This is a genomic window from Micrococcus luteus, assembly GCF_022664405.1.
Taxonomy (GTDB): Bacteria; Actinomycetota; Actinomycetes; order Actinomycetales; family Micrococcaceae; genus Micrococcus; species Micrococcus luteus.
Window position 1 is genome coordinate 139,455 of record NZ_JAKRLB010000003.1, and the last position, 14,861, is coordinate 154,315.

Below are 14,861 nucleotides of genomic sequence, written 5' to 3' on the forward strand. Positions count from 1 at the left end.
CTCCTCCTCCGGCCTCAGCGGGCCGGGCTGTCCGACGCGGACGGCCCCGCCCCGTCCGGCGGAGACGAGCTCCCCCGGGCGGGACGGGGCCGTGCGACGGGACGGTCAGTCGTCGCCCTTGGACCCCAGCGTGGTCTTGGAGACCAGCATGAGGAACTCGGCGTTGGACGCAGTGTCCTTGATCTTGTTGGTGAGCAGGTCGAGGGCCTGCTGCTGCTCGAGGCCGGAGAGCACCCGGCGCAGCTTCCACATGATCTTGACCTCCTCCTGCGAGAGCAGGGCCTCCTCGCGGCGGGTGCCGGACGCGTTGACGTCCACCGCCGGGAAGATGCGGCGCTCCGCGAGGTGGCGGGACAGGCGCAGCTCCATGTTGCCGGTGCCCTTGAACTCCTCGAAGATCACCTCGTCCATGCGCGAGCCGGTCTCGACCAGCGCGGTGGCCAGGATGGTCAGCGAGCCGCCGTTCTCGATGTTGCGGGCGGCGCCGAAGAACTTCTTCGGCGGGTACAGCGCCGAGGAGTCCACACCGCCGGAGAGGATGCGGCCCGAGGCCGGGGCGGCCAGGTTGTAGGCGCGGCCCAGGCGGGTCATGGAGTCGAGCAGCACGACGACGTCGCGGCCCATCTCCACGAGGCGCTTGGCGCGCTCGATGGCCAGCTCGGCGAGGGTGGTGTGGTCGTCCGCCGGGCGGTCGAACGTGGAGGCGATGACCTCGCCGTCCACCGACCGCTGCATGTCGGTGACCTCCTCGGGGCGCTCGTCGACGAGCACCATCATGAGGTGGACCTCGGGGTTGTTCGTCTTGATCGCGTTGGCGATCGACTGCAGGATCATCGTCTTGCCGGCCTTGGGCGGAGAGACGATGAGGCCACGCTGGCCCTTGCCGATGGGGCTGACCAGATCGATCACGCGGGGGCCGATCAGCTTGGGATCGGTCTCCAGGCGCAGGCGCTCCTGCGGGTACAGCGGCACGAGCTTGCCGAACTCGACGCGCTGCGGGTGCTCGACGGCGGGCTGACCGTTGACCGAGGAGATCTTCACCAGGGCGTTGAACTTCTGACGGTGGGAGCCGCCGCCGTGGTGCTGCTGCTTCTCGCCGTCGCGCGGAGCGCGGATGGCGCCGACGACGGCGTCGCCCTTGCGCAGACCGTACTTCTTCACCATGGCCAGGGAGACGTAGACGTCGTTCGGGCCCGGCAGGTAGCCGGAGGTGCGGACGAACGCGTAGTTGTCCAGCACGTCGAGGATGCCGGCCACGGGCTGCAGGACGTCGTCCTCGGTCAGCTCGGTCTCGTCGACCTCGGGGCCGCCGCGGCCACGGCGGTTGCGGCCGCGCTCGTTGCGGTTGCGGCGGTTGCGACGGTTGCGGCCGCCCTCGTCGTCGCGGTCGTCGCGGCGGCTGCGGTCCCCGCGTCCGCCGTCGCCCCGGCCGCCGTCCTCGGACTTGTCGCCGCGCTCCTCGCGCGAGCCGTCGCGGCCGTTCTCACGGTCCCGGTTGTTGTCGCGGCCGTTCTCGCGTTCGCGGCCGTTGTCGCGGTCCCGCCCGTTGCGGCCGTTGCGGCCGCGGCCGTTCTCGCGCCCGTTGTCGTCACGGTCCTCCCGGTCGCCGCGGCGGTCCGCGCCGGCGACGTCCTCGCCCTGGGCGCCGTCGGAGCGACGGTCCTGACCCTGCTGGGCGTCGTCGTCGCCGGCGCGGCGGCGGCCGCGGGAGCGACGCTCGGACTGCGGGCGGTCCTCGCCCTCGTCGCGGGCCTCGGACCCCCCGGACCGATCCTGGTCCGAGGCGGTCTCCCGGGGGGCCTGCTCGGTCTGGGCCTCCCGGGCCTCGGCCTGGGGCTGCCCGTCCTGGGTGGCGGCCGGAGCGGAGGTGTCGGCGTCGGCGCGGCGCGAGCGGCGTCGGGCCGGGCGCCCGGCGGCCGGGGCGGCGTCCTGAGAGGGCGCGGCGGCCGGGGCGGCCTCGGCGGCGGGGGCCTGGGCCGTGCGCTCGGCGGGGGCCTGGGCCGCGCGCTCGGCGGCGTCGCGGTCCGCCACGGAGCCGCCGCGCTGGTGGTCGGAGATCGCGGTCACCAGGTCGGCCTTGCGCATGCGCGAGCCGCCGGCGATGCCGAGCTGGGAGGCCAGGGCCTGGAGCTGGGCGAGCTTGAGCGAGGCCAGGCCACCGCCGTTCGTCGGCGTGGTCTGTTCCGTGGATTCGGTCACGAAGGTTCCTTCTCCCTCGAATGCGGCCCGGCGGCGCGTGGCGCGTCGGGCTGCGGTGTGCATCCGGTCGGGCCGCGCAGCGGCGCCCCAGAAAACCGGGTTTCATGGTGTGAACTCAGCAGTGGCGCCTCCCCTGATCGTGCGCAGTCGCTGCGTGACGGGGCGGAGGCGTCCGGACTCGACCGAGCCGGAGCGGATCCCGCACGCCGGCCGTGCGTAGCACGGGATGGATCGCGGCGGGGTTCCGGCCGACGGCGCACGGTGCGTCCGGCCGTCACAGGCCCGGGCACCGGAGACCCGGGCCGCGCGAGGCGGTGGGGTCAGCCGTGGTGGAGTGATTCCACCCTAACACCGTCCACGGCCACGCACGGCACCAGCACGCGCCAGGCGGCCGCCCCGTCCACCGTCAGAGCACGCGCCGCCTCCGCGGCGTGCTCGGCCGCCTGGACGCCGTCGCACAGCGCGAGCACCGTGGGACCCGCGCCGGAGACGACGGCGGCGTGGCCGCGCTCGCGCAGCCCCGCGACCAGTGCGGCGCTGGCCGGCATGGTCACGGCGCGCGGCTCCTGGTGCAGCCAGTCGCGCGTGGCGGCCGGCAGCAGCGCGGGGTCCTCCGCCAGCGCGTGGACGAGCAGCGCGGCACGGCCGGCCTGGGCCGCCGCCACGGCGTGGGGCACCTCGGCGGGCAGCACGCCCCGGGCGACGTGGGTGGACAGCTCGGTGTCCGGGATCGCGACCACCGGCACCACGCGCTCGTGCAGCCGCAGCCGCGCCGTGGCCGGGCCGGGGACGTCGTCACGGGTCCAGGAGACGGTGGCCCCGCCCACGAGCGCGGGGGCGACGTTGTCCGGGTGCCCCTCGAAGCGGGTGGCCGCCTCGAGCAGGTCCGCGGGCGCCCGGCGCAGCGCGGCCGGCAGCAGGGCCTCGGCCGCGGCGTAGGCCGCGACGACGGCGGCCGCGGACGAGCCGAGTCCGCGGGCGTGCGGGATCCGGTTCACGGCGCGCAGGTGCAGCCCCGGCGCGGTGAACCCGCGGTCCCGCAGGTGCTCGTGCGCCAGGCGCAGGATCAGGTGCGCGCCGTCCCGCGGCAGGGTGGCCGCGCCCTCCCCCTCGACCTCCGCGACGTCGGGGCCCGCCACGACCGTGAGCGTCACCTCGTCGCGCAGCTCCAGGGCCAGGCCCATCGAGTCGAAGCCGGGGCCGAGGTTGGCGGAGGTGGCGGGGACGGAGACGGACGCGGCGGTCCCGGGCGCCAGCGGCTGCGGTGCGGCCATGGCTCAGCTCAGGCCGAGGGCCTGGGCGACGGTGACCACGTCGAACGGCACCGAGCGCGGGGTCACGTCGGCGCCGTCGGCGCCGCGCAGGGCCCACTGCGGGTCCTTGAGGCCGTGGCCGGTGACGGTGATGACCCAGCTCTTGCCGGCCGGCACGTTCCCGGCGGCGTGGTGCTTGAGCAGCCCGGCGACGCCGGCGGCGGAGGCGGGCTCGACGAACACGCCCTCCTTCGCGGAGAGCCAGCGATGGGCCTCGAGGATCTCCTCGTCCGTGACGGAGTCGATCATCCCGCCGGACTCGTCGCGGGCGGCCTCGGCCTGCTCCCACGAGGCCGGGTTGCCGATCCGGATGGCGGTGGCGATCGTGTCCGGGTCGGTCACGGGGTGGCCCTGGACGATCGGGGCGGCGCCCGCGGCCTGGAAGCCCCACATCACGGGGGTCTTCGTGGCCACCGCGGGCAGCTCGGCGTCCGAGGCGCCCTCGTGCGGGTTCACGTAGGGGGCGGCGTACTCGCGGTAGCCCTTCCAGTACGCGGTGATGTTGCCCGCGTTGCCCACGGGCAGCAGGTGGTAGTCCGGGGCGTCGCCGAGGGTGTCCACGACCTCGAACGCGCCGGTCTTCTGCCCCTCGATGCGGGCCGGGTTGACGGAGTTCACGAGGAACACGGGGTAGTTCTCGGCCAGCTTGCGGGCCACCTCGAGGCAGTCGTCGAAGTTGCCCTGCACCTGGAGGATCTCCGCGCCGTGGGCCACGGCCTGGGACATCTTGCCCATCGAGATCTTCCCCTCGGGCACGAGCACGGCGCACGTGATCCCGGCCTGCGCGGCGTAGGCCGCCGCCGAGGCGGACGTGTTGCCGGTGGACGCGCAGACGACGGCCTTCGCGCCGTCAGCGACGGCGGCGGTGATCGCCATGGTCATGCCGCGGTCCTTGAAGGAGCCGGTCGGGTTCATGCCCTCGAACTTCACGTGCACGGTGCCCTGCACCAGCTCGGAGAGGTGGGGGGCGTGGATGAGCGGGGTGCCGCCCTCGCCGAGGGTGATCACGCGCGTGTCCTCGGTGACGGGCAGGCGGTCGGCGTACTCGCGGACGACGCCGCGCCACTGGTGGGCCATGGGTCAGTTCCCTTCGACTCGGAGGACGGACGCCACCTCGTGGACGACGTCCAGGGCGGCGAGCGCCCCGACGGTGGCGTCGAGGTCGCGCTGCCGCGCACGGTGGGTGATCAGCCGCAGGGACGCGCCGGGGGCGTCCTCGCGCTCAGATGGGACCTGACGCAACGTCTCGATGGAGACGCCGTGCTCCTCGAACACCCCGGCGACGCGGCGCAGCACACCGGGCTGGTCCGCCGCGCGCAGCACGACCATGAAGGAGGTGTGGGCCTCGGCCGGGTCCAGGGCGGGCAGGGCGGTGACGGGGGTGCGCAGGCGCGCCGGGCCGCCGCGCACGATGCGCTGGGCGATCGAGACGACGTCGCCCATCACCGCGGAGGCGGTGGGGGCGCCGCCGGCGCCGGGACCGTAGAACATGAGCTCGCCGGCGTTGTCGGCCTCCACGAAGACGGCGTTGAACGCCCCGCGCACGGAGGCCAGCGGGTGCTCCCGCGGCAGCAGGGTGGGGTGCACGCGCAGGACCGCGCCCTCGGCGCCGTCGGCGGCGCGGCCGCGCTCGGCGATCGCCAGCAGCTTGATGACGTAGCCCGCCTCCGCGGCGGCGGCGTTGTCCTCGGCCGTGATCGCGGTGATGCCCGCGACGGCCACCTGGTCCAGTGTGTACGGCGCCCCGAACGCGATGGTCGCCAGGATCGCGGCCTTCGCGGCGGCGTCGTGGCCCTCGACGTCGGCGGTCGGGTCGGCCTCGGCGTAGCCGAGCCGCTGGGCCTCGGCGAGGGCGTCGTCGAAGTCCGCCCCCTCGGAGTCCATCCGGTCGAGGATGAAGTTGGTGGTGCCGTTGGCGATGCCCATCACGCGGGTGACGCGGTCGCCGCCCAGGGAGTCGCGCAGCGGGCGCAGGATCGGGATGGCGCCGGCGACGGCGGCCTCGAAGCTGAGCTGCGCGCCGGTGGCGGCGGCCGCGGCGTACAGCTCCTCGCCGTGCTGGGCCAGCAGTGCCTTGTTGCCGGTCACCACGGACGTGCCGGCGGCCAGGGCGCGCAGGATCAGGGTGCGGGCCGGCTCGATGCCGCCCATCAGCTCGATGACGACGTCCGCGCCGTCCACGAGCGCCTCGGCGTCGGTCGTGTAGAGCGCCGGGTCCGCCTGCCAGTCGCGCGTCGCGCCCGTGTCCCGCACCGCGATGCCCGTGAGCTCGAGGTCGGCGCCCACGCGGTCCCGCAGGATGTCGGCGTCCTCGGTGAGGATCCGGGCGGTCTGGGACCCCACGGTCCCGCCGCCCAGCAGGGCGACCTTGAGTGCGGTGGGGGCGTCGGTGTGCTGGGGCATGGTCCTCCGTGATCCAGGGTGGGTCGGGCCCGCGCGACCGCGCGGCCCGGCTGGCCTCGAATCTAGCGCGGCGCCCCGGCCCGTCCCACCGCGCGACACTCGGTGTCCGCAGAGCGGGACGGACCCACCCGGGCCCGAGGCCGACGGCCGGGTGCGCCTCGCCCGCGTCCTCAGCGGGCGAGGCGCGGATCGGCCTCGCGGGCGAACAGGTCCTCCTGCGTCTCGCGGCGGATGATCACCCGCGCCTGCCCGCCGGAGACCGCGACGACGGCCGGGCGGGCCAGCGCGTTGTAGTTCGAGGACATCACGTGCGTGTACGCGCCCGTGGCCGGCACGGCCAGCAGGTCGCCGCGGCCCAGGTCGGCCGGCAGGTACACGTCGCGGACCAGGATGTCGCCGGACTCACAGTGCTTGCCCACCACACGGGAGAGCGCCGGCTCGGCCTCCGAGGTGCGGCGCGCGGAGACGGCGGTGTAGTCGGCGTCGTAGAGCACGGGACGCGGGTTGTCGGACATGCCGCCGTCCACGGCGACGTAGCGGCGGGCCGCGGTGCCGCCGTCGGGGGCGTCCGCGTCCACGGTCTTGGTCACCCCGACCGTGTAGAGGGTCAGCCCCGCGGGGCCCGAGATGGCCCGCCCCGGCTCGAGCGAGACCCGCGGGCACCTCAGGCCGAGGCGCTCGACGGTCTTCTGGACGTCGTCGGCGAGGGCGTCGGCGATCTCCGCGGCCGGGCGCGGCTCGTCCACGGCCGTGTAGGCGATGCCGTGGCCGCCGCCGAGGTCGAGCTCGGCCAGCTCCACCCCGTGCTCGGCCTTGATCTCGGCGAGGAACTCGAGCACGCGTCCGGCCGCCAGCCCGAAGCCCTCGGCCTCGAAGATCTGGGACCCGATGTGGCAGTGCACGCCCAGCAGGTCGATCGACTCGGCCGCCAGGGCCGCGGCCACGGCGACGGCGGCCGGCGAGCGGCCGGCCACGTTGCCGTCCCGGTCGGTGGACGCCGGGGCCAGGGAGAGCCCGAACTTCTGGTCCTCGTGCGCGGTGGCGATGAAGTCGTGGGTGTGCGCGTGCACGCCCGGGGTCAGCCGGAGCATCACGGGGGCGCGGCGGCCGGCCTCGGCCGCGAGCGCGGCCAGGTGGGTGAGCTCGTCGAGCGAGTCCACGATGATCCGGCCCACGCCCGCCTCGAGGGCGGTGCGCAGCTCGGCGTCCGACTTGTTGTTGCCGTGCAGGCCGATGTGGGCCGGGTCGACGCCGGCGGCCAGCGCGATCGCCAGCTCGCCGCCGGAGGCGGTGTCCACGCGCAGGCCCTCCTCGGCCGCCCAGCGGGCGGTGGAGAGGGTGAGCATGGACTTGCCGGCGTAGTAGACGTCCGCTCCCCCGCACAGGTCGGCGAACGCGGTGTCGAAGCCCTCGCGGAACGCGCGGGCGCGGGCGCGGAAGTCGTCCTCGTCCACCACGAGCAGCGGCGTGCCGAACTCCGCGGCGAGCGCGCTCGCGCGCAGGCCCTGGACGGTGAGCTCGCCGTCGGCGGCGCGGTCCACGCCGGCGGCCCACAGGCCGGGCACGAGCGCGTCCGGGTCCCCCGGCGCGGGGAGCCAGGCGGGGGCGAGCGGGGAGGCGGGGGCGGGCTGCGGCGTCGTCATCCGGGCGCTCACATCTTCTCCGGGGCGGTCACGCCGAGCAGGCCGAGGCCGTTGGCCAGCACCTGGGCGGTGGCGTCGTTGAGCCACAGGCGGGTGCGGTTGAGGGTCTCGACGGGACGCGGCGTCCCGTCGTCGGTGGGCAGGGGCACGATGCGGCAGGCTGCGTACCACGAGTGGTAGGCCCCGGCGATCACCTCGAGGTGTCGGGCCACGCGGTGGGGCTCGCGCAGGCGCGCCGCCGCGCCGACGACGGCCGGGAACTCCGCCAGCTGGGCCAGCAGCTCCGACTCGGTGGCGTGGGTGAGCAGGGCGGCGTCGAACTCGGAGCGGTCCACGCCGTGGGCCTGCGCGGTGCGCGCCGCGCCCGAGGCGCGGGCGTGGGCGTACTGCACGTAGTAGACGGGGTTGTCGTTCGTGGCGGAGCGCAGCAGCTCGGGGTCGATCGTCAGGGGCGAGTCCGCGGGGTAGCGGGCCAGGTCGTAGCGCAGGGCGTCGCGGCCGAGCCACTCCACGAGGTCCTTGAGCTCGATGATGTTGCCGGCGCGCTTGGAGAGCTTCGCGCCGTTGACCGAGATGAGCTGGCCGATGAGGATCTCGATGTTCGTCGCGGGGTCGTCGCCGGCGGCGGCGGCGATCGCCTTGAGGCGGTTCACGTAGCCGTGGTGGTCGGCGCCGAGCAGGTACACCTTCTCCTCGAAGCCGCGGTCGCGCTTGTGGAGGTAGTAGGCGGCGTCGGCGGCGAAGTAGGTGGGCTCGCCGTTGGCGCGGATGAGCACGCGGTCCTTGTCGTCGCCGAAGTCGGTGGTCTTGAGCCACACGGCGCCCTCGCGGTCCTCGATGTGGCCCTGCTCGCGCAGCCGCTGCACGGCCTGGTCGATCGCGCCGGAGTCGTGGAGCGTCTGCTCCGAGGTGAACACGTCGAAGTGCACGTCGAAGGCGGCGAGCGTGTCCTTGATGTCCTGCATCTGGAGCCGGTACGCGGCCTCGCGGACCACCGGGCGGGCGGCCTCGTCCGTCAGCTCACGCACGTCCGGGTGCTCGAGGGCGACGGCGTCGGCCAGCTCCTGCACGTACGCGCCCGGGTAGCCGCCCGCGGGGACGTCGCGGCCGTGCAGGCGGGCGAGGACCGAGTCGGCGAACACGTTCATCTGGTTGCCGGCGTCGTTGACGTAGTACTCGGCGGTGACGTCCGCGCCCGAGGCGCGCAGCAGGCGGGCGATCGCGTCGCCCAGCGCGGCCCAGCGGGTGTGGCCGATGTGCAGCGGGCCGGTGGGGTTGGCGGAGACGAACTCCATGTTCACGGTGTGCCCGGCCAGGGCGTCGTTGCGGCCGTACTCCGGGCCGGCCTCGACGATCTCGCGGGCCAGGGCACCGGCCGAGGCCGCGTCCAGGGTGACGTTGAGGAAGCCGGGGCCGGCGACGTCGACGGCGGCGATGCCCGGCTTCCCGGTCAGGCGCTCGGCCACGAGCCCGGCGAGGTCGCGCGGGGCCATCCCGGCCTTCTTGCCCAGCTGGAGGGCGACGTTGGTGGCCCAGTCGCCGTGCTCGCGGCTGCGGGGTCGCTCCACCTTCACGCGCGCGGGGGTGATCTCCTCCCGCAGCGCGGCGGGGAGGTCACCGGCATCGACGGCGTCGGTGAGGACAGCGGACAGCAGGGCGGAGAGGTCTTCGGGCTTCACCCGCGCAAGTCTACGGAAGGGCCGCCGCGCCCGTGCGCGTGCGAACGAACCCTGCGAGATGGCCCCCTCCGGCCCGCGGTGGGGGCCATCTCGCAGGGTTCGTCGGGATGGGGGTCAGGCGGGCCAGGCGGCGAGGCCGCCGGCGAGGGACAGGACGCGCCCGCCGGCGCTCGGGTCGGCCCCGACGACGGCGTCCCGCGCCCGGGCCGAGCGGGCTCCGGCGGCGCAGTAGACCACCAGGACGCGGTCCTGCCCGGGCGCGAGGGCCGCCGGCTCCGCGAGGACGGCCTCGAGCGGGACGTGCCGATCGGCCACCGTCGCGGGGGCCTCGACCCGGCGCAGGCGGCGCTCCCAGTCCTCGCGGACGTCGAGCAGGGTGAGGGACGCGGCCCGGGCGGGGTCGGCGAGCAGGGCGGCCAGCGCGGCGGGGGCGATCTCCCCGCCCGCGGCGCCGCACGCCTCCGCCGAGCCGGGGGCGCCGGCGTCGTCCGGGCGGGGGGCCTGGTCCGCGTGGGCGGACAGGTCCGTCACGGGGGTCCGCTCGGGGTCGGGCACGAGCCGCAGCTCACGGAAGCGCATCGTCAGGGCGTCCACGGAGAGCAGCCGCCCGACCAGGGGCTCACCCACCCCGGAGAGCAGCTTGATCGCCTCGGCCGCCATGAGGGAGCCGATGATCCCGGGCAGCACCCCGAGCACTCCGGCCTGCGCGCACGAGGGCGCCTCGCCGGGTTCGGGCCGCTCCGGGAACACGTCCCGGTACAGCGGCCCGCCCGGGGCGAACACGCTCACCTGCCCCGCGAACCGCAGGATCGCGCCCCACACCACGGGCACGCCCGCGATCTCGCACGCGTCGGCCACGAGGTAGCGGGTCGCGTAGTTGTCCGTGCCGTCGAGCACGAGGTCCACGGCGCCGACCCGTTCGAGCGCGTTGGCCGCGGTCAGGCGTTCGCGGTGCTCGACCACGCGCACCTCGGGGTGCAGGCCGCGCATCGTCGCGGCGGCGGAGGCGGTCTTGGGGCGGCCGAGGTCCGCCTCGGCGTGGATCACCTGGCGGTGCAGGTTGGAGCGGTCCACCATGTCGTCGTCGATCACGTGGACCTCCCCCACGCCCGCGGCGGCGAGGTAGGTCAGCACGGGCGCCCCGAGGCCGCCGGCGCCGACCACGAGGACGCGGGAGCGCAGCAGCGCCAGCTGGGCCTCGGGGCCGAAGCCGTCCAGGCTCAGGTGGCGGGCGAAGCGCTCCAGCTGGGTGTCGGACAGCGCGGTGAGGTCGCGGGGCTCGCGGGCGGCGGTCACCGCTCGTCCTCCTCGGCCGTGACCCGCCCGGCCATCGGCGAGGAGGCCAGGGCGTGCTCGCGGCGCGGGATGCGCCCGGCACGGCGGGCGTGGAAGCCCGCCTCGAGCGCGAGCCGGCACGCGTGGGCCATGCGGGCGGGCTCGGCGGCGCGCGTGATCGCCGAGGCGGCGAGCACGGCGTCGCAGCCGGCCTCCATCGCCAGGGCGACGTCCGAGGCGGTGCCCACGCCGGCGTCGAGCACGATCGGCACGGAGGCGCGGGAGACGATCAGCTCCAGGTGTGCGCGGTTGAGGATGCCCAGCCCCGAGCCGATCGGCGAGCCCAGCGGCATGACGGCGGCGGCGCCGGCCTGCTCGAGGCGCAGCGCCATGGCGGGGTCGTCCGAGGTGTAGGCCAGGACGGTGAAGCCGTCGGCGGCGAGCCGCTCGGTGGCCTCGAGGGTCTCGACGACGTCGGGCAGCAGGGTGCGCTCATCGGCGATGACCTCGACCTTCACGAGGTCGGTCTCGAGCGCCTCCCGGCCGAGCCGGGCGGTGAGCACGGCGTCCCGGGCGGTGTAGCAGCCGGCGGTGTTGGGCAGCACGTCGATGCCGAGGCGGTCCAGCAGCGCGACCAGGCCGTCACGGGTGTCCGCGGACCAGCGGCGCAGCGCCACGGTGGTGAGCGTGGTGCCGGAGGCGACGAGGGCGCCCTCGAGGGCGGTCAGGTCGGTGATGCCGCCCGTGCCCATGATGAGCCGGGAGGCCAGGTCGTAGCCGCCGATCCGCAGCGGCGGGATCGCGGGGGCGGCGGGCGGGGTGCGGTGCTCGGCCATCGCTCAGCCCCCCTGCACCGCGGTGACGACGTCGACCTCGTCCCCGGCGGCCAGCTCCCGGGTGGCCCAGGCCGACCGGGGCACGACCTCGCCGCCGACCGCCACGGCCACGCCGAGCCGCCGCCCGTCCGCGGCGGCGCCGTCCTCGCCGATCGCGCGCCCGGTGACGTGCGCGACGACGTCGCGGACGGTGGCCACGGCCAGCTCGGCGGGCTCTCCGTTGAGGGTCAGGGGGAGGGTGCTCATGCGATCTCCTTCAGGCGGGCGTGCAGCAGCTCGAGGATCCGCCCGGCCGCCCAGGGGGCGAGCAGGATCCCGTGACGGTGGAAGCCGGTGGCGACGACGGCGCCCGGAGCCTCGGGCACGGCGAGCACGCGCGGGGCGTCGTCGGGGGTGCCGGGGCGGGCGGCGGTGGTGATCTCGACCAGCTCGCACTCGCGGACGGCGGGCAGGATCGCGGCGGCGTCGGCGAGCAGGTCCAGCACGGCCCCGGCGGAGGTGCCGGCCAGGCCGTCCTCGCGGGCCGAGGCGCCGACCACGAGGGTGCCGTCCGCGCGGGGCACGAGGTAGACCTGGCGCCCGTGGACGAGGCCGCGGACGGTGCGGGTGATCAGGTGCGACTCCCCCGGCAGCAGCTGCTCGGGGCGCACCCGCAGACGCAGCACGTCGCCGTGGACGGGGCGCAGCGGGACCTCGACGGCGGTGGCCGCGCCGCCGATCCCGCGGTGGCCCAGGCCCGCGGCGAGGACCGCGCCGTCGGCGGTGAGGACGCCCCCGTCGGCCAGCGTGAGGCGCACCCCCTCGCCCTCCGGGCCGGCGGCGGTGACGCGTCCGGCCACGAACCGGGCGGCGGGTCCGGCGCCGACCGGGAGCGGGCCGCCGTCGGGTCCGGTCTCGGCGCGCAGGGCGGCGACGCAGGCGGCGGCGAGCCGTCGCGGGTCCACCTGATGGTCGTCCGGGGCGTCGAAGCCGGCGGCCAGGCCCGGGGCCAGGGCGGGCTCGGCGCGGCGCAGCGCGCGGACGGAGACGGGCTCGACCCGGCGACCGAGGATCGAGGCGTGCTCGAGCACGTGGTCCCAGGCGCGGGCGTCCGAGGGGTCCGCGGCCACGATCCAGGCGCCCTGTGCGAGGAAGCCCGTCTCCACATCGGTGAAGGCGGCGAGCAGGTCCACGAGGGCCGGGTAGGCCTCCCAGCCGGCCTGCAGCAGCGGGGCGAGGTCGTCCTGGCTGAACTGGGTCTCGGCGAGCGGCGCGAGCATCCCCGCCGCGGCGTGGGTGGCCCCGGCCACGGCGTGCGGGCGCCCGGCGGCGTCCAGCTCGGGGGCGATCAGGGTGACGGCGTGGCCTGCGGCACGCAGACGCACGGCGGCGGTGAGGCCGATGATCCCGGCCCCGACGACGGCCACGTGCACGGACCGGTCCTCCTCACGGCGGCATGACCCGCATCGAGTGGTGATGGTCGGCCGCGCCGGCGCGGTGCGCCCCTGCGGCCCTCTCAGCCCGGCGTGTGCGGCCCGGGCTCCCATGGAACAGCGGCCAGTCTGCCACAGTGGGCGCATGCACTCCCCCGATCCGCTCCTGATGACCGCGGCCGGCCGCGACGACGGCGGCACCGGCCCCGGCGCGCGCCGCCGCGCCCGCCTCGCCGCCTCCCGGCTGTACGTCTGCACCGACCTGCAGCGGTTCCTGCGCCCGGACGGCACGCTCGACACGGCCGCGTTCGCCGACTTCTGCGCGGCGGCGTTCCGCGGCGGTGTGGACGTGATCCAGGTGCGGGACAAGGCCGTGGACGTGGCGGTCGAGCTGGCCGCGTTCGCCACGCTCGTCCCGCTGGCCCGGGAGCACGGGGCGCTCTCGGCCGCCAACGACCGCGCCGACGTCGCCGCCCTGGCCGGGGTGGACGTGTTCCACACGGGCCAGACCGACCTGACCACCGCGCAGTGCCGCGCCCTGCTGGGCCCGGACGTGGTGCTCGGCCGCTCGTGCCACACCGAGGCGCAGGTGCGCGGCGCCCGCGCGGAGGACGGCCTGGACTACTTCTGCACGGGGCCGGTGTGGGCGACGCCCACGAAGCCGGGTCGGGCCGCCGTCGGACTGGAACTGCCGACCCTCGCCGCACGCCTGGACGCGGAGGACCCGGCGGGGGCGCGGCCGTGGTTCGCCATCGGCGGCGTCGACGCGGACCGGCTGCCCGAGGTCCGCGCGGCCGGGGCGGAACGGATCGTGGTGGTCCGCGCCGTGACGCAGGCCGAGGACCCCGAGGCCGCGGCCCGGACCCTGCGCGCGGGCCTGCCCGGCTGACGCGCCCCGCGGGGAGGTCACGGACGGGCCGTCCTGATGGTGTAGAGTCGACGAGTCCGCAACGCGCTCGACGCGTCGCGACCCCCGCCTCCGTAGCTCAGGGGATAGAGCGTCTGCCTCCGGAGCAGAAGGCCGCAGGTTCGAATCCTGCCGGGGGCACGAGCGAACAGAGCCGGACCCCCGTGGCGACACGGTGGTCCGGCTCTTCTGGGTTCTGCGGACCCGGACGCTCGAGCGGAGCGGGAGGTCCGGGTCACCGGCATTCGAGGCGGGAAATCGACCTCATGGGACGTCCCGAGGTGCGTATTCGCCGGATTTCCCGCCTCGAACGTGTCGAAGCCCGGAGGTCCCGCCCTCAACCCCGCTGCGCATGACCGTGGTCGACGGGCCCGTGCCACGTCGGCCGCGAGGCGTCCCCGACCGCGAGCGCCTCCCCCGCCCGCATCGCGTCGGCCAGCCACGGCTTGGCTCGCTCGAGTGCGTCCTCCCAGCTCAGGCCCGCGCCGGCCAGTGTGGCCAGGGCCGAGGAGAGGGTGCAGCCGGTGCCGTGCGAGGCGCGGGTCGTCACGCGCGGGCCGCGCACCTCGTGCACGGCTCCGTCCACGCGCATGACGGCGTCCGGCACCTCCGCCGCCTCGGCCTCGTCCAGGTGCCCGCCCTTGAGCAGGACGGTCACGTCGTGCTCGGCTGCCAGGCCCCGGGCCGCGTCGAGGGCGGCGTCCCAGCCCGTCGCGTCCCGCCCGGTCAGCCGGGCCAGCTCGGGCAGGTTGGGGGTCACCAGGTGCGCCGCCCGCAGCAGCCGGGACCACGCGGCGCGCCCGTCGTCGTCGCCCACCGCGGTGAGGGCGTCCCCGCTCGAGGCCACCATGACCGGGTCCAGCACGACGACGGCGGGCAGGGTCTCCTCGAGCCAGTCGGCGACGGCCCGCATGAGCTCCACCGTGCCGAGCATGCCGATCTTCACGGCGTCCACGGCGATGTCGGCGGCGACCGAGTCGAGCTGGGCGCGCACCACGTCCACCGGCAGCGGGTGGACGGCCTGCACGCCCTGCGTGTTCTGGGCGGTGATCGCGGTGATCGCGGTCATCCCGTAGCCGCCCCACGCGGCGATGGTCTTCAGGTCGGCCTGGACACCGGCGCCGCCGCCGGAGTCAGAGCCGGCGATGCTGAGCACACGGGGGACGGCGGAGGTCATGCGGGGGCTCCTTCGGG

Annotated in this window: 12 protein-coding genes and 1 tRNA gene; 2 read left to right on the forward strand and 11 right to left on the reverse strand. The window is 75.8% G+C overall.

All coding sequences use genetic code 11. The annotated features are described in order from the left end of the window. Nucleotides 1–105 precede the first annotated feature (105 nt). The 10 genes from rho to MF605_RS02400 form a co-directional block, all read right to left on the reverse strand. Nucleotides 106–2,199 (reverse strand): transcription termination factor Rho, encoded by a 2,094-nt coding sequence (gene rho / locus MF605_RS02355; protein WP_036382193.1) that lies wholly within the window; start codon nt 2,197–2,199, stop codon nt 106–108. 320 nt (nt 2,200–2,519) lie between these two features. Continuing rightward, nucleotides 2,520–3,473 (reverse strand): homoserine kinase, encoded by a 954-nt coding sequence (gene thrB, locus MF605_RS02360; RefSeq protein ID WP_134416589.1) that lies wholly within the window; start codon nt 3,471–3,473, stop codon nt 2,520–2,522. 3 nt (nt 3,474–3,476) lie between these two features. After that, nucleotides 3,477–4,589: a threonine synthase gene (thrC, locus tag MF605_RS02365; RefSeq protein WP_036313078.1), complete on the reverse strand. Its 1,113-nt coding sequence runs from the start codon at nt 4,587–4,589 to the stop codon at nt 3,477–3,479. A gap of 3 nt (nt 4,590–4,592) precedes the next feature. Further along, nucleotides 4,593–5,915 carry a homoserine dehydrogenase gene (locus MF605_RS02370; RefSeq protein WP_049147165.1) on the reverse strand — a complete coding sequence of 441 codons (1,323 nt, stop codon included), beginning with the start codon at nt 5,913–5,915 and terminating at the stop codon, nt 4,593–4,595. Between the two features lie 170 nt (nt 5,916–6,085). Continuing rightward, nucleotides 6,086–7,558, reverse strand: a complete 1,473-nt coding sequence (gene lysA / locus MF605_RS02375; RefSeq protein WP_134416587.1) for a diaminopimelate decarboxylase — start codon at nt 7,556–7,558, stop codon at nt 6,086–6,088. 8 nt (nt 7,559–7,566) lie between these two features. After that, the gene (argS, locus tag MF605_RS02380) at nt 7,567–9,237 is read right to left on the reverse strand and encodes an arginine--tRNA ligase (protein ID WP_134416585.1); all 1,671 of its coding nucleotides are present in this window, start codon (nt 9,235–9,237) and stop codon (nt 7,567–7,569) included. A gap of 114 nt (nt 9,238–9,351) precedes the next feature. After that, entirely contained in the window at nt 9,352–10,533 is a 1,182-nt protein-coding gene (gene moeB / locus MF605_RS02385; protein WP_134416582.1) for a molybdopterin-synthase adenylyltransferase MoeB, read from the reverse strand. Further along, nucleotides 10,530–11,348, reverse strand: coding sequence for a thiazole synthase (locus MF605_RS02390; RefSeq protein ID WP_036316581.1), 819 nt, complete (start codon nt 11,346–11,348; stop codon nt 10,530–10,532). The genes moeB and MF605_RS02390 overlap by 4 nt, the downstream gene beginning before the upstream one ends. A gap of 3 nt (nt 11,349–11,351) precedes the next feature. After that, on the reverse strand, nt 11,352–11,594 hold the full coding sequence (gene thiS, locus MF605_RS02395; protein WP_041105270.1) for a sulfur carrier protein ThiS: 243 nt from the start codon (nt 11,592–11,594) through the stop codon (nt 11,352–11,354). Further along, entirely contained in the window at nt 11,591–12,760 is a 1,170-nt protein-coding gene (locus MF605_RS02400) for an FAD-dependent oxidoreductase (protein WP_036316589.1), read from the reverse strand. Before MF605_RS02400 ends, thiS begins: the two co-directional genes overlap by 4 nt. 145 nt (nt 12,761–12,905) lie before the next feature. Here MF605_RS02400 and thiE point away from each other — a divergent pair, with 145 nt between their 5' ends. Both thiE and MF605_RS02410 read left to right on the forward strand, forming a co-directional pair. Next, nucleotides 12,906–13,649, forward strand: a complete 744-nt coding sequence (thiE, locus tag MF605_RS02405) for a thiamine phosphate synthase (RefSeq protein WP_036316591.1) — start codon at nt 12,906–12,908, stop codon at nt 13,647–13,649. Between the two features lie 86 nt (nt 13,650–13,735). Next, nucleotides 13,736–13,808: transfer RNA gene (locus MF605_RS02410), tRNA-Arg, on the forward strand. 196 nt (nt 13,809–14,004) lie between these two features. Here MF605_RS02410 and thiD read toward each other — a convergent pair. Beyond that, nucleotides 14,005–14,844, reverse strand: a complete 840-nt coding sequence (gene thiD / locus MF605_RS02415) for a bifunctional hydroxymethylpyrimidine kinase/phosphomethylpyrimidine kinase (RefSeq protein WP_134416580.1) — start codon at nt 14,842–14,844, stop codon at nt 14,005–14,007. Nucleotides 14,845–14,861 lie beyond the last annotated feature (17 nt).

What these genes read in the sequence shown, in the direction of transcription:
- thiS (WP_041105270.1), bottom strand. Translation starts at nt 11,594, where the DNA reads ATGAGCACCCTCCCCCTGACCCTCAACGGAGAGCCCGCCGAGCTGGCC.
- MF605_RS02370 (WP_049147165.1), bottom strand. Translation starts at nt 5,915, where the DNA reads ATGCCCCAGCACACCGACGCCCCCACCGCACTCAAGGTCGCCCTGCTG.
- thiD (WP_134416580.1), bottom strand. Translation starts at nt 14,844, where the DNA reads ATGACCTCCGCCGTCCCCCGTGTGCTCAGCATCGCCGGCTCTGACTCC.
- thrC (WP_036313078.1), bottom strand. Translation starts at nt 4,589, where the DNA reads ATGGCCCACCAGTGGCGCGGCGTCGTCCGCGAGTACGCCGACCGCCTG.
- thiE (WP_036316591.1), top strand. Translation starts at nt 12,906, where the DNA reads ATGCACTCCCCCGATCCGCTCCTGATGACCGCGGCCGGCCGCGACGAC.
- thrB (WP_134416589.1), bottom strand. Translation starts at nt 3,473, where the DNA reads ATGGCCGCACCGCAGCCGCTGGCGCCCGGGACCGCCGCGTCCGTCTCC.
- lysA (WP_134416587.1), bottom strand. Translation starts at nt 7,558, where the DNA reads ATGACGACGCCGCAGCCCGCCCCCGCCTCCCCGCTCGCCCCCGCCTGG.
- MF605_RS02390 (WP_036316581.1), bottom strand. Translation starts at nt 11,348, where the DNA reads ATGGCCGAGCACCGCACCCCGCCCGCCGCCCCCGCGATCCCGCCGCTG.